At 64.1% G+C, this 21,153-nt stretch carries 16 protein-coding genes; 10 read left to right on the top strand and 6 right to left on the bottom strand.

The genetic code is table 11. From position 1 onward, the window contains the following. Positions 1-260: 260 nt before the first annotated feature. Complete coding sequence (locus KIP88_RS01410) at positions 261-1,889, bottom strand: NAD(P)/FAD-dependent oxidoreductase (protein ID WP_249790451.1); 1,629 nt, start codon at positions 1,887-1,889, stop codon at positions 261-263. 408 nt (positions 1,890-2,297) lie between these two features. On the opposite strand from KIP88_RS01410, the gene KIP88_RS01405 reads away from it, so the two are divergent. From KIP88_RS01405 to KIP88_RS01395, 3 genes are read left to right on the top strand one after another with little or no spacing between them, the layout of a single operon-like run. After that, positions 2,298-3,899, top strand: coding sequence for a GMC family oxidoreductase (locus KIP88_RS01405; protein WP_214486038.1), 1,602 nt, complete (start codon positions 2,298-2,300; stop codon positions 3,897-3,899). A gap of 7 nt (positions 3,900-3,906) precedes the next feature. Beyond that, complete coding sequence (locus KIP88_RS01400; RefSeq protein ID WP_214486037.1) at positions 3,907-4,356, top strand: hypothetical protein; 450 nt, start codon at positions 3,907-3,909, stop codon at positions 4,354-4,356. Between the two features lie 57 nt (positions 4,357-4,413). Beyond that, a complete protein-coding gene (locus KIP88_RS01395) occupies positions 4,414-5,430 on the top strand; it encodes a S1C family serine protease (RefSeq protein WP_214486036.1) in 1,017 nt (338 codons plus the stop codon). 107 nt (positions 5,431-5,537) lie between these two features. Here KIP88_RS01395 and KIP88_RS01390 read toward each other — a convergent pair whose 3' ends face one another. The 5 genes from KIP88_RS01390 to KIP88_RS01370 all read right to left on the bottom strand — a co-directional run bounded on the left by KIP88_RS01390 (position 5,538) and on the right by KIP88_RS01370 (position 13,073). Then, positions 5,538-6,317, bottom strand: a complete 780-nt coding sequence (locus KIP88_RS01390) for an alpha/beta fold hydrolase (protein ID WP_214486035.1) — start codon at positions 6,315-6,317, stop codon at positions 5,538-5,540. Between the two features lie 3 nt (positions 6,318-6,320). Beyond that, on the bottom strand, positions 6,321-7,616 hold the full coding sequence (locus KIP88_RS01385; protein ID WP_214486034.1) for an O-acetylhomoserine aminocarboxypropyltransferase: 1,296 nt from the start codon (positions 7,614-7,616) through the stop codon (positions 6,321-6,323). Between the two features lie 45 nt (positions 7,617-7,661). Next, positions 7,662-8,966, bottom strand: a complete 1,305-nt coding sequence (gene pncB, locus KIP88_RS01380) for a nicotinate phosphoribosyltransferase (RefSeq protein ID WP_214486033.1) — start codon at positions 8,964-8,966, stop codon at positions 7,662-7,664. 61 nt (positions 8,967-9,027) lie between these two features. After that, complete coding sequence (locus tag KIP88_RS01375) at positions 9,028-12,591, bottom strand: molybdopterin cofactor-binding domain-containing protein (protein ID WP_214486032.1); 3,564 nt, start codon at positions 12,589-12,591, stop codon at positions 9,028-9,030. Then, on the bottom strand, positions 12,591-13,073 hold the full coding sequence (locus tag KIP88_RS01370) for a (2Fe-2S)-binding protein (protein ID WP_214486031.1): 483 nt from the start codon (positions 13,071-13,073) through the stop codon (positions 12,591-12,593). Before KIP88_RS01370 ends, KIP88_RS01375 begins: the two co-directional genes overlap by 1 nt. Before the next feature lie 286 nt (positions 13,074-13,359). On the opposite strand from KIP88_RS01370, the gene KIP88_RS01365 reads away from it, so the two are divergent. The 7 genes from KIP88_RS01365 (at position 13,360) to KIP88_RS01335 (ending at position 21,145) form a co-directional block, all read left to right on the top strand. Then, positions 13,360-14,808 (top strand): 6-hydroxynicotinate reductase, encoded by a 1,449-nt coding sequence (locus KIP88_RS01365; RefSeq protein WP_214486030.1) that lies wholly within the window; start codon positions 13,360-13,362, stop codon positions 14,806-14,808. Next, the gene (locus tag KIP88_RS01360; protein ID WP_214486029.1) at positions 14,805-15,713 is read left to right on the top strand and encodes a UPF0280 family protein; all 909 of its coding nucleotides are present in this window, start codon (positions 14,805-14,807) and stop codon (positions 15,711-15,713) included. Before KIP88_RS01365 ends, KIP88_RS01360 begins: the two co-directional genes overlap by 4 nt. Positions 15,714-15,732: 19 nt before the next feature. Continuing rightward, positions 15,733-16,317 (top strand): amino acid synthesis family protein, encoded by a 585-nt coding sequence (locus KIP88_RS01355; RefSeq protein WP_027536448.1) that lies wholly within the window; start codon positions 15,733-15,735, stop codon positions 16,315-16,317. Between the two features lie 24 nt (positions 16,318-16,341). Next, the gene (locus KIP88_RS01350) at positions 16,342-17,544 is read left to right on the top strand and encodes an ABC transporter substrate-binding protein (RefSeq protein ID WP_214486028.1); all 1,203 of its coding nucleotides are present in this window, start codon (positions 16,342-16,344) and stop codon (positions 17,542-17,544) included. Between the two features lie 222 nt (positions 17,545-17,766). Beyond that, positions 17,767-19,656, top strand: a complete 1,890-nt coding sequence (locus KIP88_RS01345; RefSeq protein WP_214486027.1) for an ABC transporter permease — start codon at positions 17,767-17,769, stop codon at positions 19,654-19,656. Then, positions 19,653-20,444: an ABC transporter ATP-binding protein gene (locus KIP88_RS01340; protein ID WP_214486026.1), complete on the top strand. Its 792-nt coding sequence runs from the start codon at positions 19,653-19,655 to the stop codon at positions 20,442-20,444. The genes KIP88_RS01345 and KIP88_RS01340 overlap by 4 nt, the downstream gene beginning before the upstream one ends. Next, positions 20,441-21,145: an ABC transporter ATP-binding protein gene (locus tag KIP88_RS01335; protein ID WP_214486025.1), complete on the top strand. Its 705-nt coding sequence runs from the start codon at positions 20,441-20,443 to the stop codon at positions 21,143-21,145. The genes KIP88_RS01340 and KIP88_RS01335 overlap by 4 nt, the downstream gene beginning before the upstream one ends. The last annotated feature ends 8 nt before the right edge of the window (positions 21,146-21,153 follow it).

Raw genomic sequence — 21,153 nt, 5'->3', positions numbered from 1 at the left:
CCTTTGCCCACCCTACAGCAGCGTCGCTCTCTCCACGTCATTGCGAGCGCAGCGAAGCAATCCATTATCGCCTCGCGCGCGGAAAGATGGATTGCTTCGCTTCGCTCGCAATGACGGAGGGGGCCCACCCTACGACTCACACTCGGCTGTCATCGCCCGGCTTGACCGGGCTACCCAGTATTCCAGAGACGCCAATGATCGAACCGATAAGCCGCGGCGTACTGGGTCGCCCGGTCAAGCCGGGCGACGACAGGAGAGAACTACCCAAACCTCAATTCCTCATACCCCTTCGCTGCCACCTCGTCGCACCTTGCGCGATACGCCGGTGCGCTGCCGCTGTAGCGGGCGACGATGCGGGTCTGCTTGCCTTCGACGTTGGAATTGATGCCGGTCATCCAGGAATTGACCTCGTTGGACAACAGCCCGACGCCGAGCGCTTTCACATGATCGGTCCAGGAGGCAACACCTTCCGGCGTTGCCTCCAGCCGCGTCAGCTTCCTTTCCATCGCGAAACGAACGAGACCCGTGACCCAATCGACGCTGTATTCGATGCTGCGCGGAATATTGCCGAGCGCGGTGTGCGGCCCCATCAGCATCAGCATGTTCGGAAATTCATGGACCATGATGCCGAGATAGGTCTCCGGTCCGCTTTTCCATTTATCCTTCAGCCGCGCGCCGCCAACCCCGCGAAAATCGATCTTGTCGAAGCTGCCGGTGATGGCGTCGAAACCGGTCGCGTAGATGATGATGTCGAACGCGTATTCCCGGTCGCTGGTTTTGATTCCCTTGGGCGTAATCCACTCGATCGGCGTTTCCGTGATGTCGACCAGTTCGACATTGTCCTGGTTGTAGACCTCGTAATAGAAGGTCTCGAGCGGCAGCCGGCGGGTACCAAACCCGTGATTCCTTGGAATCAGCTTCTCCGCCACGGCCTGATTCTTCACCCGCTGCCGGATCTTGCGCGCGACAAAATCGGAGATCGTCGCATTCGCCTTGCGGTCGATCAGTATGTCGCGGAAGTTGCCCTGCCAGATGCCGAAGCCGCGCTCGCCATAGAGCTTTTCATAAAACGCCTCGCGCTCTTCGTCCGAAACCTCGAACGCGCCGCGCGGGTCCGGCGTGTGCAGGAAGCAGGCAAAGGTCTCCTGGCAGCGGGCAAACATCTGGGGATAGCCCGCCTTGATCTTCACTTGCGTCTCAGCATCGATCTTGCCGTTGTGCAGCGGCGCGCACCAGTTCGGCGTGCGCTGGAACACGGTGAGATGGCCGACCTGTCCCGCAATCGTCTGGATGGTCTGCACGCCGGTCGCGCCGGTGCCGATCACGGCGACGCGCTTGCCGGTGAAATCGACGGGCTCCTTCGGCCATCGCGCGGTGTGAAACGACGCGCCCTTGAAATCGTCGCGTCCCTCGATCCGCGGCAGCGTAGGGGTCGAGAGGGGCCCGATCGCGGTAATCAGGAAACGCGTGTCGAAGCGGCTGCCGTCTTCGAGCGTGATGGTCCAACTTTGCGTCTCTTCCTCGTAAACCGCCGCCGTCACGCGGGCGCGAAACTGGATATCGCGGCGCAGGTCGAATTTGTCAGCGACATGATTGAGATAGCGCAGCGTCTCCGGCTGGCCGGCAAAATGCTCCGACCATTCCCATTCCTGCAGCAACTCCTTGGAGAACGAATAGCCGTAGGAATAGCTTTCGGAATCGAAGCGCGCGCCGGGATAGCGGTTCCAGTACCAGGTGCCACCGACATCGGTGCCGGCCTCGAATACGCGCACGCGAAAACCCTGTTCGCGCAGCCGGTAGAGCTGGTACAGGCCCGACATGCCCGCGCCGATGATGATGGCGTCGAATTCCGGAATCGGCGTCGCTCCCGCGTTTGTGGTTGGTCCCAATTGGCTCAAGGATTGGCTCAAGGATTGCCTGAAGGCTATCCGCTCTCGCGCCGGTGGACAAACCCCGCATGGACGCGTGGCAGGGTTGCAGCTTTGCCGTTGGCCGGCCCCGGTCGGCTTTACTCGCGACCGCATCTGATCCTATCGTCACGGGGCAGATCGCCCGTCAAGCGGCGAGCTCAACAGGGGAGGGAAGATTGGCAAGGGGCCTCAGACCGCTCCACTCGAGCTTTCCGCTATATCCGCGAGCCATCCGCCGTCATTGCGAGCGTAGCGAAGCAATCCATCTTTGCCGCGCCAAAGAAAGAATGGATTGCTTCGTCGCTTCGCTCCCTTGCGCAAACGCTTCGCGTTTGTCGCAGGCAATGACGGTGGGAGCAGTGAAAGAAGAGCCTCCAAGGAACAAGAATGAAGCACGATCCCGTTGACGTCCTGATCATCGGCGCCGGCGCATCCGGCGCGGCGGTGGCGTGGAGCCTGGCCGATACCAAGATGCATATCCTCTGCCTCGACCAGGGCGGCTGGATGAACCCGTCGGAATATCCGAGCACGGGCCGCGACTGGGAGGCGAAGTTTTATGGCGACTGGTCGACCAGCCCGAACATTCGCGGCCGGCCCGAGGACTATCCTGTTAACGACGACAACTCGCCGATCAAGGTGGTGAACTTCAACGGCGTCGGCGGCTCGACGGTGATGTACACCGCGCATTGGCCGCGGCTGCATCCCTCCGACTTCAAGGTGAAGACGCTCGACGGCGTCGCCGATGATTGGCCGATCGACTACGACGCGCTCACTCCGTTCTTCGAAGAGAACGACCGGATCATGGGCGTCTCGGGCCTGTCGGGCGATCCGCTGTCGCCGCTGACGCACCCGCCGATGCCGCCGCAGCCGCTCGGGCTTTCCGGCCCGCTGATCGGCAAGGCCATGAACAAGCTCGGCTGGCACTGGTGGCCGTCGGACACCACGGTCGCGACGATGGATTACGAGGGCAGGGCGCGCTGCATCAATCTCGGCCATTGCACGCCGGCCTGCGCGCAAGGTGCGAAAGCTTCGACCGACATCACCTATTGGCCGCACGCGATCCGCGCCGGCGTCGAGCTCAAAACCCATTGCCGCGTGCGCGAGATCCTGACCAACAAGGACGGCATGGCCTCGGGCGTCGTCTACTATGACAAGGATGGCGTCGAGCAGTTTCAGCCTGCCGAAGTCGTCATCATCGCCTGCAACGGCGTCGGTACGCCGCGGCTGCTCTTGAATTCGGTCTCCGGCCGCTTCCCAAATGGGCTCGCCAATTCATCCGGCCTGGTCGGCAAGAACCTGATGTTCCATCCCTATGCGCAGATCTACGGCTTCGTGAAGGAGCCGACCGACAGCAACCGGGCGCCGCCGACCTGCCTCTGGAGCAAGGAGTTCTACGATACTGATCTCTCGCGCGGCTTCGTCCGCGGCTACGGCATCCAGTTCGGCCGCGGTGCAGGACCCGTGTTCGAAGCCGTCGCGAGCGAGCAGAAGGGCATCTTGCCATGGGGGGCGGATCATCACCGCGTGTTCCGCAAGCTCAACGGCCATCGGCTTGCGGTCTCCGCGATCTGCGAGGACCTGCCCGAGGAGCATAACCGCGTCACGCTCGATCCCGTGCTGAAGGACAGCCACGGCATTCCCGCGCCGAAGATCGATTATACGATCAGCGAAAACAGCCGGAAGATGATGGAGCATGGACTGGCGCGCGGCCGGGAGATTCTGGAAACCGCTGGCGCGACCGACATCTGCATCAACGATCCGATCCCGTGGGGCGGCTGGCATCTGCTCGGCACCGCGCGGATGGGTACTGATCCTGCGCGCTCCGTGGTCAACGAATGGGGCCGCTCGCATGACGTGAAGAATCTCTTCATCGTTGATGGCAGCGTGTTCGTCACCTCAGGCGGCGTGAATCCGACCTCGACCATCCAGGCGATCGCGCTCTACGTCGCCGACCAGATGAAACAACGCCTTGCCAACCTCTTCGATTGAGACCGCCATGTCCGCAGCAAATGAACTGACCTCAGCCCAACGCGACGATCTCCGCACCGTCGCTGCGATGATCATTCCCGCCAGCGACGAATACAAGGTGCCCGGCGCAGACGATCCCGCGATCCAGGCCGACATGCTGGCGACGCTCGGCCGCGATACTGCGCTGGTCACGCAGGCGCTCGATCATCTCGCACGCCTCGCAGGCCAACCGCTGGCCGAACTCGATTCCGCGCGGCGAGACGCAGTCGCAATTGAGTTCCGCGCCACCGGCGGCGCTGCTGCGGCGACGCTCGTTCGCGTGGTCCTGCAATGCTACTACCGCGACGACCGCGTGCTGCGGTCGCTCGGGCTGGAGCTTCGCGCGCCGTTCCCGAAAGGCTACGCGCTGGAGCAGGGCGACTGGTCGCTGCTCGATCCTGTCAAGGCCCGGCCTTCGACGCTGCGGCATGCGCGCTAGCAGCACTTGCGCGAGCGGTTCCCGGCCACCATTTGAGGGAACCGAAGGACATTCGCCATGCTGGATTTTACCTCAGACAATGCCGGCGACGACCTGTCGCCTGCGCCCGAATCCACTCCTGCAAACGACCAGGCTCTGCTCGACGCCTATTCCAACGCCGTCATCGGCGTGACCGAACGCGTCGGGCCGGCTGTGGTTCGCGTCGAAACCGGACCGAAAGTGCGCAACGCGCGCGAACGCGGCGGGCTCGGCTCCGGGATCGTCATCTCGCCGGACGGCCTGGTGCTGACCAACAGCCATGTGGTCGGATCGTCGAAAGAGATCAGGCTGCGGGACAACGAAGGGTTTGTCACCGACGCCCATGTGCTCGGCGTCGACCCGGACACTGACCTTGCGCTGTTGCGGGCCGATGGCGCGCGCGATCTGCGTTATGCCTCGCTCGGCAATTCCAAGAGCCTGCGCCGCGGCCAGCTCGTGGTCGCGATCGGCAACCCGCTCGGATTCGAATCGACCGTGACGGCCGGCGTGGTGTCGGCGCTCGGTCGCTCGATCCGCTCGGTGAGCGGGCGGACCATCGAGGACGTGATCCAGACCGATGCCGCGCTCAATCCCGGCAATTCCGGCGGCCCGCTGGTGTCGTCGTCGGCTGAAGTGATCGGCATCAACACCGCGATCATCAGCGGCGCGCAGGGCATCTGCTTTGCGGTCGCCAGCAACACGGCGCAGTTCGTGCTGTCGGAAATCATCCGCCACGGCTATGTCCGCCGCGCCTATATCGGTGTCGCCGGCCAGACCGCTCCGATCCCGCGTCGGCACGCGGTGGTCGCCGGCATCGACAACAAGATGGGCGCGCTGCTGGCGCAGGTCGAGCCGGACAGTCCGGCCGCGAAGGCAGGACTATTGCCGGGCGACGTCGTGATCAGGCTCGACAGCGTCGAGATCAACGGCGTAGACGACCTGATCTGCGCCCTCGACCGCGACCGCATCGGGCGAACGCTGTCGATGGACGTGCTGCGCATGGGAAGGTTGCGCGCGATCGATATTCATCCGGTCGAGAGGAAGCCGGCGCGGTAGCAATGTTCGTCATGCGCGGGCTTGACCCGCGCATCCAGCAATCTTCGCAAGAGTCTCTTCTTGGGATGGATTGCCGGGTCAAGCCCGGCAATGACGAGCGTGACCTACTACCGCAGCGCCGCCAGCAACTCGTCCGGCGCCTCGGCCATGATCATATGGCCGGCGCCTGGCACGACAACGGTACGCGAATTCGGCGTCGCTGCTGCGAGCGTCTTGCCGGCCTTCGCAGGCGTCATCATATCGCGCTCACCGAGAATGAAGGTCGCGGGCACCTTCACCTGCGCGGCTGCGGCGAGTGCGCCTTGATAGGAGTTGCAGGCGTTGAGATCGTTGTACAGCACGCCCGGCCGCGTCTGCTGCAGCACGCGCTGGGCGCCCTGATGCATCCACAGTCCCGGCGCGAGGCTGCCGCCGAGCTCGGCCTTGAATCCGAGGCCCCAGATCGAGACCATGTCGATGGCATCGGGATTGTTGACCTCCGCGGCCTTGAGTAGATCGGGCCCCACCGTCATCGTGGCGGCGGTGCCGATGAGGCTGAGGCCGGAGACCTTGTCGGGATGCCGCGCGGAGGTCTCGAGCGCGATCAGCGACCCCATCGAATGCCCGACCAGCTTTGCCTTCGGCGCTTCGGCGGCATTGAGCAGCGCGGCGGTCCAGTCGGCCATGTCGGCGATGGTCGGAAGCGGCGCACCCGAAGAGCGGCCGTGCGCCGGCAAGTCCGGCGCCAGCACGGAATAGCCGTGATGCGCGAACCATCGGCTGTGCAGTGCCCAGGTCGAATGATCGAACCCCGCGCCGTGCAGCATCACGACTGCAGGCAGCGACGGATCGAACGGACGGCCGCCGGTGGCAACGAAGACATCAGCACCATTGACGGAAAGCTGCATGGATCAAACCTTCTGCGATGCGCGAAGCGCCTGGCCGAGATCGTCGATGATGTCGGAAACGGTTTCGATGCCGACCGACAGCCGTACCAGTTCCTCGCCGACGCCCGCCGCCTTGAGCTGCGCGGCATCCATCTGCTGATGCGTGGTGCTGGCGGGGTGAATGACCAACGTCTTGGCGTCGCCGACATTGGCGAGGTGACTGATCATCCGCAACGACTCGATGAATTTTTTGCCGGCCGCGCGCCCGCCCTTGATGCCGAAAGAGACGATCGATCCGGCGCCGCGCGGCAGCAGCCGCTTCGCAAGCTGATGGTCGGGATGATTCTCCAGCGCCGGATGCAGCACCCAGTCGACGGCCTTGTTGGCGGTCAGCGCCTCGAGCACCGCAAGCGTGTTGCTCATGTGGCGCTCCATGCGGACGCCCAGCGTCTCGACGCCCTGCAGCAACTGGAACGCATTGGTCGGCGAAAGACACGCGCCGAAATCGCGCAAACCTTCGGTGCGGGCACGCATGATGAAGGCGGCCTGGCCGAACTGCTCGTCGAAGACGATGCCGTGATAGCCGGCATAGGGTTCCGTGAGCTGGGGGAATTTACCGGAGGCGTGCCAGTCGAAGTGCCCGCCATCGACGATAACGCCGCCGATCGCGATACCGTGGCCGCCGATCCATTTGGTCGCGGAGTTCATCACGATATCGGCGCCGAGCTCGATCGGGCGGCTGAGGAACGGCGTCGCAAAGGTGTTGTCGATCAGAAGCGGAATTTTGGCGTCATGCGCGATCTGTGCGACATCAGGAATATCCAGCACCTCGAGCCCGGGATTGCCAATGGTCTCGCCGATCACGAGCCGCGTGTTCGGCTTGATCGCCGCGCGGAACTCATCGAGCTCGCGCGGCTTGACGAAGGTGGTCGTGATGCCGAAGCGCGGCAGCGTATGGGCCAGCAGGTTGATGGTGCCGCCATAGAGCGAGGCGGAGGCGACGATGTGATCGCCGGCGTTGAGCAGGGTTGCGATCGCCAGATGCATCGCGGCCATGCCGCTCGCCGTGCAGATCGCGCCGACGCCGGATTCGAGCGCCGCGAGCCGCTCTTCGAGTACCGCCGTCGTCGGATTGGAAATGCGGGTGTAGATGTGTCCGGCGCGTTCCAGGTTGAACAGTGCCGCGGCGTGATCGGAATCCTGGAACACGTAGGACGTGGTCTGGTAGATCGGAACGGCGCGGGCGCCGGTGGCGGGATCCGGGCGCTGGCCGGCATGCAGGCTCAGGGTTTCGAAAGCAGGCGGCTTGGGTGCGGGCATGCGGGGCTCGTCGGGTCAACGGGTGGCAGGAAGGTATTTGTTAGCTCAGACGTGCACGGCGGTGCGGACACGGCCGGCATTTCCGAACACGCGCAAATAACGTTCGACCTCAGCCGGGGAGCCGGTGGCCTTCTCGGGATTATCAGACAGCTTCACGGCCGGTCGTCCATCAACCGACGTCACCTTGCAGACCAGCGAGATCGGGTCGAGATCGGCGGAACCGTCCGGCGCGCAGCCGACGAAATCGTTGGTGAGGTTGGTGCCCCAGCCGAACGAGATGCGGACGCGTCCGGCGAAATGCCGGTAGGTCTCCTCGATCGAGCCGACATCCATGCCGTCGGAGAACACCAACAGCTTCTCCCGGGGATCGCGGCCCTTCTGCTTCCACCATTTGATGATGTCCTCACCAGCCGTGATCGGCGGCGCGCTGTCCGGGCGAAAGCCGGTCCAGTCGGCGACCCAGTCCGGCGCGTCGCGCAGGAACGGCTTTGTTCCGAAAGCGTCGGGCAGGGCGATCAAGAGGTTGCCGCCGTAGGTATGGCGCCACTGGTCGAGAATGCGATAGGGCGCCCAGCGCAACTCCTCATCGGAATTCGCCAGCGCCGCCGCGACCATCGGCAATTCATGCGCGTTGGTGCCGATCGCTTCGAGATCGTTGTCCATCGCCAGCAGTACGTTGGAGGTGCCGGTGAACGAAGGCCCGAGGCCTTCCTTGACGGCCTCGACGCACCAACGCTGCCACAGATGGCCGTGACGGCGGCGGGTGCCGAAGTCAGACAGGCGCAGACCTTCGAGCTTGCGCAGCCGCTCGACCTTGGACCACAGCTTGGCCTTGGCGCGGGCATAGAGCACGTCGAGCACAAAACGGCCCTGTCCCTTGGTCGCCTGGCGTGAGCGCAGCTCGTTCATGATCGCAAGCGCCGGGATTTCCCACATGGTCGTGTGGGTCCACGGCCCGTGGAAGTGCAGCTCGTACTGGCCATCAACCTTGTTGAGCTCGTATTCGGGCAGACGGAAGTTGGCGAGCCAATGGATGAAGTCGGGCGAGAACATCTGGGTTTTGCCGTAGAACGTATTACCGGCGAGCCAGATCAGCTCCTTTTTGGTGAAGCGGATGCTGCGCGCGTGGTCGAGTTGCGCGCGCAACTCGCCCTCGTCGATGATCTCGGCAAGGCGGACATGCTTGGAGCGGTTGATCACCGAAAAGGTGACGCGCTGATCCGGATAGAGATCGCGGATCATCTGCTGCATCAGGAGCTTGTAAAAATCGGTATCGAGCAGGCTGCGCACGATCGGGTCGAGCCGCCAGCCGTGGTTATAGGTTCGGGATGCAATGTCTGTAACTGCCATGGTGGAACTCTACCGTGCCGGGAGCCGGCCAACTAGAGGGTTTTGGCCCCGGCATGGCAGCTCATCGCACATGTTCCCGCCGGATGCGGCTGGTCGCAGCATGAATATCCTTCCAGACCGGCTTATCCGGGGCAAATTGTTGCCTGAGGTACCCTACCAGCTCCGCGACCTGGCCGTCAGTCAGGCTGTCCCTAAAGGCCGGCATGTAACCGAGGTCGGTTATGGCTGGCTTGGCGATGCCGTGCAGAATGACCTGAATGAGATTGTCGGGTGCGGCGCTGTGCAGATTGCTGTTCAGCGCGAGCGACGGCCGGCTTCCGAACAGCGGCGCGCCGCCGACCTCGTGGCACACCGCGCAGGCGCCCTGGTAGATCCGGGCGCCTACACTGGGCGCGGCCGATGCGCGCGTGCCGGTCGAGGATTCCAGTCTCGCGGCAAGCGCCTCCTGCGCCGTTCGATCCATCGAGGTCGCGTTAAATGAGGCGAGATAGACCGCCATGGCGCGGATATCGGAATCCGGCAAAGCGGCGAGCTCCTTCACGATCGGCGCCATCGGCCCGGCAGCGACGCCGTGAAAGCGCGACTCGCCAGTTCGCAAATACGCATACAGCTCGTCCTCGCTCCATGGGATCGGCGCTCGTGACAGCGACGTCAGCGCCGGCGCTTCCCAGCCTTCGGTAAATCCGCCGGCGAGATAGGCGTTCGCGTTTTCCGCGCCCAGCGTATTGCGCGGCGAATGGCAGGCGCTGCAATGGCCGAGGCCTTCGACGAGATAGGCGCCGCGATTCCATATCTCGGATTTCGCCGGGTCGGCCTGGAACACCGCCGGCTTGTGGAACAGCGCGTTCCATCCGGCCATCAGCGGGCGAAGGTTGAACGGAAACGCCAGCGCATTCTGCGGCGTCTCCGCGCGCACCGCCGGTTGCGCCATCAGATAGGCGTAGAGCGCCTGCATGTCGGCGTCGGTGGTCCTGGCGAAATGCGTGTAGGGAAATGCCGGATAAAGATGCCGGCCGTCGCGATGGATGCCTTCGCGCATCGCGCGCTCGAAGGCGGGATAGGACCACGCGCCGATTCCGGTTTCGACATCCGGCGTGATGTTGGTCGCGTAGATCGTACCGAACGGCGTCGGCAGCGGCTTGCCGCCCGCGTTGAGGATGCCGTTCGCCGCGGTGTGGCAGACCGCGCAGTCGCCGAGCGCGGCGAGTTGCTGGCCGCGGGCAATGGTGGCGGCCGAATAGACCGAGGCATCGGGGCGCGCGATCGGCGCGATGGCACGCCATGGCAAGACGGCGGCGCCGATACCGATCGCGGCGACGCACAGGGCTGCGGCGGTCGCGAACACACCGCGCCGTCCGTTGAATGGATTTCGCCACCGGTTGAGATCGGGCTGCGGCGCCGATGCCGGCGACGGCAACGCTTCCGGCGCCGTCTGTGCCTCGCCGCGCAGGCCCCGCAGGATGCGCTCCGGCGTGAACGGCAATTCGCGAAAGCGCACACCGGTCGCATCAAAGATCGCGTTGGCGATGGCGGCGGCACTGGGGACGGAGGCGGACTCGCCGACGCCGAGCGGCGGCTGATCTTGCCGCGGCAGCATCAACACGTCGATCTCGGGCACCTCGGGGAATTTGATGATGGGGTAGGCGCCCCATTCGCGCGCCGTCACCGACGTGCGGTCGAACGACACTTCCTCCATCAGCGCGCGGCTGGTCGACTGGATGACATTGCCGTGGATCTGGTGGCGCACGCCGTCCGGATTGATCATCAGGCCGGAATCCTGCCCGGCGACGACGCGCGTCACGCTGACATCGCCGGTCGCCTTGTTGACGGCGACGTCGGCGATCCACGCCGACCACGCCGCGCCATAGCCCGGAAACTTGCTGTGGACATAAAGCGCATAGGCAAAGCCGCGCCCGCGCACGATGTCGCCTTCGTCTTCCGGTTCCTGCCGCATCGGCCGCGGCTTCCAGCCGGCGCGCTCGGCCACCGCATTGACGAGATCGACCGCGCGTGGGTCCTTCAGATAGCGCAGGCGATACTCGATCGGGTCGACGCCGGCTTCATCGGCGCATTCGTCGATCCAGGATTCATGCGCAAACGTGTTCGGCAGCGCCGAGACCCCGCGCAGCCACGAGGCGCGCACGATCGGCGGCATGTCGTTGGCCACCACGCGCAGATTGTCGTAGTCGTAGGGCGGGATCGCGGTGCGGTCGCCCATCTCGAACACGACAGGGGTGTGCGGGATGGTGCCGGTCAGCAGCAGCGCCAACGTCGGTGCGCCGTTCGAGGGATAGCGGGTGGCAAAATCATAACCGGCGACGCTGCCGTCGGCGTTCAATCCGCCGTTGACATCCATCAACTGTGCGGTGCCCTTGGGCTCCCACGCGTGCTCCTGCTCGCGCGTCAACTGCACGCGAACGGGCCGGCCGACGGCCCGCGATAGCAGCACCGCGTCGGCAGAAACGTCATCGGCGCAGTTGCGGCCGTAGCAACCGGCGGCCTCCATCCGGATCACCTCGATCTCGGCTTCGCGGCGATGGATCAGCCGTGCCAGTTCGGTGCGCAGATGATGCGGGTTCTGCGTGCCGGACCAGACCCGCGTCAGATCCTCCTGATAATCGGCGACCGCGCAGGATGGGCCGATCGAAGCGTGCATCTGGTAGGGCCAGACATAGGTTCGCGGCATCGGTTTTGCGGCACCGGCAATCGCCGCATCGACGTCGCCCTTGTCGATCAGCGTTCGCGGCGTCGACGGATTGGCGCGCAGCGCGGTCTCGATGTCCTTCAGGTCGGGCAGTGTCGGCACCGGCTTCCAGGTGACCTTGAGCTGCGCCGCCGCCTTGATTGCGTTCTCCTCGCGCTCGGCGACGACGCCGACGAAGTCGCCGATGCGGACGACCGCGACAAGCCCGGGGAAGCCGCGTACCGAGGCCTCATCCACCGCGATCAGGCTGTTGCCGATGAAGTCGCCGACATCGACGCCCGCATAGGGCGGACGTACCACGCGGCCATGCAGCATGCCGGGAACGCGCATATCGTGGACGTACACCAGTTCGCCGGTTGCCTTCGCCGGCAGATCGATGCGCGGCACCGATTGCCCCACAATGGTGTAGGCGTCGGCGGACTTCACCGGAACATCATCCGTCAGTTCAAGTTGGATGGTCTCGCCCGCGATCAACTCGCCATAGCTGACGCTGCGATTGTCCTTGCCGCGGATCAGGCCGTCTTCAACGATGAGGCCGTCGATCGGGAGCTCCAACCGCGCCGCGGCACGCGCGACCAGAAACTGCCGCGCCTGCGCCGCAGCCTTGCGCAGCGGCACGGCGGTGATCTGGATCGTTTCGCTCGCGATCGTCGCGCCCTGATTGGGGACCAGCGATGTATCGCCGAGCACGACGACGACACGCGCAAAGGATACATCGAGCTCTTCGGCGACGATCTGCCCGAGCGCGGTGCGAATGCCGGTGCCGAGATCGACGTGGCCGTTATAGGCGGTGACCGATCCGTCGGCGGTGATCCGGATGAAGGTCTCGAACTTGACGGCCTCGACGGGGGAGGCGGGACGAACGACGGACAGCGTGCCTTGCAGCCGGTTGCGATCCTCGGTCGTGTCGGGGGCCGTCATCACGCCTGCGCCTCGACGACGTGGCCGGCAGCGCGCATTGCCGCGCGCATGATTTCGATATGCGCGCCACACCGGCACAGATGATGGCGCAGCGCTTCCAGCATTTCGGCCTCGGTCGGGTGAGGGGAGCGCAACAACAACGCCTTGGTCGCGATGATCATGCCGTTGAGGCAATAGCCGCATTGCGCGGCCTGTTCGCGGATGAAGGCTTGCTGCACGGGATCGGGATGCTCGCGCGTGCCGAGACCTTCGAGCGTCACGATGTCGCGCCCGGTGCAGCCCTCGATCGGGATCACGCAGGACCGCGCGGCCACGCCGTCGATCAGCACGGCGCAAGCGCCGCATTCGCCCAGACCGCAGCCATATTTCGGTCCGTTCAAGGCGAGGTCGTTGCGCAGGACGTAAAGCAATGCGGTGTCGGGCGCGGCGTCGACATCGCTGGTCTTGCCGTTGACAGTCAGGCGCATCGTGCTCTGCGTCATGCTCCCCTAAGCCTTCGTTGCGCTGCAAAATTCTGTGCGGAACGCCCGGGAAAGATACCGTTTGTGTACAAACGTGCAAGCCGCGCGATCCCGCGCTGCAGCGCGTGCTCGCTTTATGAACAGGGCGGCGAGGCAAATGAGGTATTATGCGGCAAGTCGGGCCTTTCGCGGCAGGGGCCGCTTGACAGGGTTTCCGTCCGCGCGCAACATCATTCGTATACGAACAAAGTGATCGGGCCGCGAGGAAACGGCTCCGATCGGCGCCTTCTCGACTGCAGGCTTGTTCATGACCGATGCGACCGTCGCCGGTGGCGACAAGATCCGCTGCGATGCCTGTCCGGTGATGTGCTACATCAAGCCGGGTGCGGCCGGCGCGTGCGATCGTTATGCCAATCATAACGGCGAGCTGGTGCGCGTCGATCCGCATATCGTGCTGGAGCAGACGGTATCGCATGGCGGACGACTGGTGCCGTTTCAGGCCGGAGGCGGCGATTGGGACGGCAAGATCGTCCGCGAGCCCAACGTGTTCGTCACCGCGATCGGTGCTGGAACAACTTATCCCGACTATAAGCCCGCGCCCTTTATCGTGTCGTCGGAAGTCGATGGCGTCGACATGGTCACGGTCGTGACCGAGGGCATTTTCAGCTATTGCGGCGTCAAGGTGAAGATCGACACCGACCGCTACCTCGGCCCCGAGACGGCAACCGTCCGCGCGGAAGGCGAGGCGATCGGCCATGTGACGACCAGCGAGTACGGGTCGCAGATGCTGTCGCTCGGCGGCGTGCATCATCTGACCGGCGGCTCCAAGAAGGAAGGCCGCGTCACCTGCGACGCGCTGATGGATCTCTCCAATTGCAAGCCGGTGGAACTGACGATCGATGGCGGCGCCACGGTCGTGGTGCAGGCCGGCTATCCGCCCATCGTCAACGGTGTTGCCGAAGAGCGCATGCGGGTGGGCTGCGGGTCGGCGACGATCGGCATGTTTGCCAAGCAATGGCATGGCAAGGTCGACGAAGTCGTGGTGGTGGACGACCACATCACCGGCGTTCTCTCGGAACACCAGGCGGGCAAACTGCTGGATATTCCCGATACCGGGATCAAGATGAAGGGGCGACGCTCGACGCCGGGCCGTTATTTCCAGGTCGCCGATCCCGGCACCGGCTGGGGCGGCACCAATATTTCCGATCCGCTGTCGGTGCTGGGACCGTTCAATCCCAAGGAGGCGCGGCCCGGCCTGACCATGCTGATGGTCTCGACCACGGGCGAGCACGCGGCCTATTACGAGCTTGATGAAGCGCTACGGCCGATCGAAAAGCAGATGCCACCCGATCTTCGGTTCTCGGTTGAGCGCATCCAGGAGAACTGCGAACCGGCGCTATGCACGGTGTTGTTCATGGGCGGCGCCGGCGGCTCGCTGCGCGCGGGCGTCACCGACAATCCGGTGCGGCTGACGCGGTCGGTCAAGGACGCGCTGACGCGGGTCACCAGCGGCGGCGCGCCTGTTTATGTCTGGCCCGGTGGCGGCATCACTTTCATGGTCGACGTCATGCAAATGCCGGCCGGTGCGTTCGGCTATGTGCCGACGCCGGCGCTGGTGGCGCCGATCGAGTTCACGCTGCGGCTGTCCGATTATGCCGCGCTCGGCGGCCACATGGATCACGTCCGGCCGCTGGCGTCGCTGCGGGACAATACCGAAACCCGTCCGATGCCTTACATCCCTGGACGGCGCGCATGAAGCGGTTCCCGCAAATCGCGCTTCTTCCTGACGGCAAGCGGCTGCATTTGCAGGACGGTCCGATCGATCTGGTCATCGAGGCAAAAGGCGGTGAGAGCGATGTGGGGGCCGCATACGAGGCCGCGGCGCGACGCTTCACCGGCCTGCTCGATGAACTCTGTGAGGAGCTGGTTGAACTCCGAAGGGCCGCCGATCCGATTCGATGCCCACTGAAAGGTGTGGTCGCGCGCCGCATGCATGCGGCTGTCGCGCCGTTTGCTGTCGATCACTTCATCACGCCGATGGCAGCCGTGGCGGGTAGTGTCGCGGAAGAAATTCTCGGCTCGATGCTCCGTGCGGCGCGGCTCGACCGCGCTTACGTCAATAATGGTGGTGACATCGCGCTGCATTTGACTGGCGGCGAGCAGTTCACCGTCGGGCTGATGGATCGACCGGACCATCATGGCGTGATGCAAACCATCAGTATCGAAGCCGATGATCCGGCTCGGGGCATAGCGACCAGCGGACGGCATGGGCGCAGCTTTTCGCTCGGGATCGCCGACGCAGTTACGGTGCTGGCGAAAACAGCGTCGCAGGCCGATGCCGCGGCCACCATCATCGCCAATGCCGTCGATCTGCCCGGTCACCCCGCCATCGTCCGTTGTCCGGCGAATGAATTGCAGCCCGATAGCGATCTCGGCGCGCGCCTTGTTACCCGAGACGTCGGCGCTATCAGGGAGAGCGAGATTGACGACGCGCTGCAGGCAGGGGTTGGCCGGGCACAGCAATTGCTTGCGGCGGGATTGATCGAGGGTGCGGCCTTGCGTCTACTAGGCGAGACGGCCGTGGTGGGTGCAACAGGGATCAAGACAGGCGTGTTGCCAGCGTTTCGTGGAAGCACAATAGAAAGAATAGCGCATGTTTGATCGGGAGCGAGGCTGACAGATGAGCGCGATCATTCGCAAGATCGTCACAGTGGTCGAGGAGACCCATCTCGAGATGGGACAAAAAGTTGCGCCACCGACGCGGCGCGCAGCAGCGATCGCCGTGATCGAAAACCCGTTTGCCGGCCGGTATGTCGAAGACCTTTCGCCGCTGATTGCGATCGGTGAGGAGCTCGGCGAACTGTTGTCCAAAAAAGCAGTGGCGGCACTCGGCATCGACGGCGCCAAGGCGCACAGCTACGGCAAGGCCGCGGCCGTCGGCGAAAACGGCGAGCTCGAACATGCAGCCGCCATTCTGCATCCGAAGATGGGTGCGCCGGTGCGCAAGGTCCTGAGCAAGGGCGCGGCGCTGATCCCGTCATCGAAGAAGCGCAGCGGCCCTGGGACGACGCTGGATATTCCGCTCGGCCACAAGGACGCGGCCTTCGTGCGCAGTCATTTCGATGGGATGGAAGTGCAGATCAACGACGCGCCCCGCGCCAACGAGATCATGGTGGCGGTTGCGGTCACCGACAGCGGCAGGCCATTGCCGCGCGTCGGGGGGCTAACGGTTTCGGAAGTCAAAGGCGAAGACGGTTTAAGATAGTTCAAAAGGACATTGGAGGTAGGGATGCGACGGAGACACTTACTGGGTGCGGGACTGGCGATTGCGGTTGCGGGCATGGCCGGCAGCGCCATGGCGCAGAGCGAAATCAAGATCGGCGAGATCAACAGCTATTCGCTGTTGCCCGCCTTCACCGAGCCCTATCGCAAGGGCTGGCAGCTTGCGGTCGAGGAAGTCAATGCCGCAGGCGGCATCAACGGCAAGAAACTCGTCGTCATCTCCAAGGATGACGGCGGCAAGCCGGCGGACGCGCAGACCGCGGCCAACGAACTGGTGTCGAGCGAGAACGTGGCGATGCTGGCCGGCACGTTCCTGTCCAACATCGGTCTCGCTGTCTCTGATTTCGCCAACCAGAAGAAAGTGTTTTTCCTGGCGGCGGAGCCGCTGACCGACGCCATCACCTGGTCGAAGGGTAACCGCTACACGTTCCGCCTGCGTCCTTCCAACTACATGCAGGCCGCGATGCTGGTGGAAGAAGCCGCCAAACTGCCCGCCAAGCGCTGGGCGACGATTGCGCCGAATTATGAATATGGCCAGTCGGCGGTTGCGGTGTTCAAGAAGCTGATGTCGGAGAAGCGTCCCGACATCCAGTGGGTCGACGAGCAGTGGCCGCCGCAGGGCAAGATCGACGCCGGTCCGGTGGTGCAGGCGGTTGCCGCCGCCAATCCGGAAGCGATCCTCAACGTCACTTTCGGCGCCGATCTCGTCAAGCTCGTGCGTGAAGGTAATACGCGCGGCCTGTTCAAGGGACGCTCGGTGGTCTCCTTCCTCACCGGCGAGCCGGAATATCTCGATCCGTTGAAGGACGAAACGCCGGAGGGTTGGATCGTCACGGGTTACCCCTGGTACGACATCAAGACGCCGGACCATGACAAGTTCCTCAAGGCGTATCAGGCCAAGTTCAACGACTATCCGCGCCTCGGCTCGATCGTCGGCTATCAGACCATCAAGGCCGCTGCGGCGATTCTTGCGAAAGCCAATTCGACCGATCCGGAGAAGCTGATTGCGGCGACCGAAGGCCTGTCGATGCCCTCGCCATTCGGCGAGATCACCTTCCGCAAGATCGATCACCAGTCGACGCTCGGCGCCTATGTCGGCAAGACCGCGCTGAAGGATGGCAAGGGCGTGATGGTGGATTCGGTCTATCGCAAGGGCGCGGACTATCTCCCGAGCGATGCGGAAGTTGCCAAGCTGCGTCCGAAGGATTGAAGCTGCACTCTCCTCCCTCTCTCCGTTCTTGCGGGGAGAGGGGCTGTCTCCATGAATCGAACTCGCAGAGACAGTCGCTCACCGCTATCGAGGCCTCATGGTTCGAGACGCGCGGCGGTGCCGCGTTCCTCACCATGAGGGACTACCAGACCTTATCCTGAGGAGGCGCGAAGCGCCGTCTCGAAGGATGAAAGTTCCGCTCTGTGCTAACCCGGACCGCCCATGGCCTTTTACTTCGCTCAGTTCCTGACCGGTCTCGCCAGCGCGGCGTCACTGTTCCTGGTCGCGTCGGGGCTGTCGATCATCTTCGGCGTGACGCGGATCGTGAATTTCGCCCATGGCGCGTTCTACATGCTCGGCGCCTATGTCGCGTTCACGCTGACGGAACGGTTTTCCGGCGCGCTCGGCTTCTGGGGCGGCATCGTCGTCGCGGCGCTGGTCGTGGCTGTCGTCGGCGTGCTGGTCGAGATGGTGCTGCTGCGGCGGATTTATCACGCACCGGAACTGTTCCAGTTGCTCGCGACCTTCGGCCTGACCCTGATGGTCCAGGATATCGTCGTGCTGATCTGGGGGCCGGACGATCTGCTCGGCCGCCGCGCGCCCGGCTTCAGGGGCGCGGTTGATTTCTTCGGCCAGAACATCCCGAGCTACGATCTGTTCCTGATCGCGCTCAGTCCGGTCGTGCTCGGCGTGCTCTGGCTGTTGTTCCAGCGCACGCGCTGGGGCGTGCTGGTGCGCGCGGCGACGCAGGACCGCGACATGGTGGCGGCGCTCGGCGTCAATCAGAAATGGCTGTTCACCAGCGTGTTTGCGCTCGGCGTCTTTCTCGCAGCCCTCGGCGGCGCGCTACAGATTCCACGCGATGCCGTGCACCATGCGCTCGACCTTCGCATCATCGTCGAAGTGTTCGTGGTGGTGGTGATCGGCGGGCTCGGCAGCATCATCGGCGCCTTCGTTGCCGCTGTGCTGGTGTCCGAACTCAACGCCTTCGGTATTCTCATTTTCCCGAAGATCTCCATCATCCTGGTGTTCCTGGTGATGGCGGTGGTGCTGATCGTGCGGCCGTGGGGCCTGTTCGGCAAGCCGGAAGCCGCTGCGCGCCGCACGCCGGGCCTGACCGTCACGCCGTGGCGGCCGCTCGCCGCGGGTGAACGCTGGGCCTCACTCGGCGCGCTGATCCTTGCGGCGATGTTGCCGCTGTTCGCCGGAAACTACGCGCTGACGGTCGGCTCGGAGATCGCAATCTACGTGATCTTTGCCGCCAGCCTGCATTTCCTGATGTCGGTCGGCGGGCTCGCCTCGTTCGGCCACGCCGCTTATTTCGGGCTTGGCGCCTATGGCGTCGCGTTCCTCGCCAAGGCGGCGGGATTGCCGATGATCGTCTCGCTGCTGCTCGGTCCCGTGCTGGGCCTGCTGGGCGCAGCCGTGTTTGGCTTCTTCGCCGTGCAACTATCCGGCGTCTATTTTGCGATGCTGACGCTGGCCTTTGCGCAAATCGTCTGGTCGATCGCGTTCCAGTGGGTGTCGGTGACCGGCGGCGACAACGGGATTTTGGGTGTCTGGCCGGATAAGTGGGCTTCGAGCCCCGCCAACTTCTACTGGTTGTCATTGGGCATCGCAGCGCTCGTTGTCGCCGTCTTACGGGTGATCGTGTTCTCGCCATTTGGCTTTGCGTTGCGCGCGACGCGGGACTCGCCGCTGCGCAGCGAGGCAGTTGGGATCAACGGCAAACGCGTGCAATGGACGGCGTTCGTCATATCAGGCACCGCCGCAGGGATCGGTGGTGCATTGTTCGCCTATCTGAAGGGAAGCGTCTTCCCCGACAGCCTCGGCATTTCGCTGTCGGTCGATGCGCTGGTCATGGTGCTGCTCGGCGGCGTCGAGACGGTTTCCGGCGCTGTGATCGGCGCCATCGTCTTCAAGGCGGCCAACATCTGGCTGGTCAGCCAGACTGATTTGTCCAAGCTGGTGCTGGGCGGCTTCATCGTGCTGATGGTGGTGGCCTTCCCGAAGGGCATCGTCGGCAGGCTGGAGGCGATTTGGAATCGCCGGCGATCCTCCGAAGACAAGAAATCTGCGCTTGCCACCTCCCGAGTAGAGGTTGCCGAATGAGCATGGTCCCAACATTGCTGTCGGTCCAAAATCTCAGCAAGTCCTATGGCGGCGTCCATGCCGTGCGTAGCGTGTCGTTCGAACTGCGCGCCGGCGAAATCCTGGCACTGATCGGCCCCAACGGAGCAGGGAAAAGCACCTGCTTCGACATGCTGAACGGCCAGAACATCCCGGACAGCGGCCGGATCACGCTCCTGGGCGAGGACACCGTCGGCCGCAAACCGCGTGCGATCTGGCGGCTCGGCGTCGGGCGCACGTTCCAGATCACCGCAACGTTCCCGACCATGACCGTGCGCGAGAACGTGCAGGTCGCGCTGGTGTCGTATGGCAGGCAATTGTTCAATCTCTGGGGCTCGACCGCGCAGTTTGCGCGCAACGAAGCTGGCCGGCTGCTCGATCTCGTCGGCATGGGCGCCTATGCCGGGCGTCCCTGCGGCGAACTCGCCTATGGCGACCTCAAGCGGCTCGAGCTTGCGATCGCGCTCGCCAACCAACCTAAACTGCTGCTGATGGACGAGCCGACCGCGGGCATGGCGCCGCGCGAGCGGATCGAACTGATGCGGCTCACCGCGCGCATCGCCCGCGAAAAATCGATCGGCGTGCTGTTCACCGAGCACGACATGGATGTGGTGTTCGAACATGCCGACCGCATCCTTGTGCTGAACCGCGGCAGCCTGATCGCCGAAGGTTCGCCTGAGGAAGTCCGCGGCAACCCGCAGGTGCGCGCCATCTATCTCGGCGAGGGCCTGGTCTATGATGCGCGCCATCGCGAGGGAGCCGGAGCATGAAGCTGCAGGTCTCCGATCTCAACAGTTTTTACGGCCCGGCGCATATCCTGTTCGATATCGCGCTCGAAGTCGGGGAAGGCGAAGTGGTGGCGCTGTTGGGGCGCAACGGCGCTGGCAAGTCGACCACCTTCCGTTCCATCGTAGGTCTCGTCGAAAACCGCTCGGGACGGATTGTCTTCGAAGGCAAGGACGTCTCCCGCGAGCCGACGCACGCGATCGTGCGCGGCGGGCTCGGCTACGTGCCGGAGGAGCGGCGCATTTTCACGGACCTGACGGTCGATGAAAACCTCGAAGTCGGCCGCCAGCCGAAACGGCCGAACGCGCCGCAGTGGACACGCGAAAAGCTGTTCACGCTGTTTCCCAATCTCGGCGAAATGCGCAACCGCCCGGGCGGGCGCATGAGCGGCGGCGAACAACAAATGTTGACCATCGCGCGGACGCTGATGGGCAATCCGTCGCTGGTGCTGCTTGACGAGCCATCGGAAGGATTGTCGCCGAAGATCGTCGAACAGATGGTCGAAGCCATCCTCGCGATGAAGCGCGAGGGCGTCAGCATCGTGGTGTCCGAGCAGAACCTGCATTTCGCGCGGCTGATTTCGGACCGCGCCTACATCATCGAGCGCGGCAAGATCTGCTTCGGCGGCACGATGGCGGAACTCGATGCGCGGCCGGACATCCGGGACGCGCATCTGTCGCTGTAAGCGGCAGG

Origin of the sequence: Bradyrhizobium sp. SRL28 (genome assembly GCF_018596315.1) — a bacterium.
In the GTDB taxonomy this organism is placed as follows: Bacteria; Pseudomonadota; Alphaproteobacteria; order Rhizobiales; family Xanthobacteraceae; genus Bradyrhizobium.
Note: the sequence above shows the minus strand (reverse complement) of the source record. Positions and strands in the feature narration are given on the sequence as shown.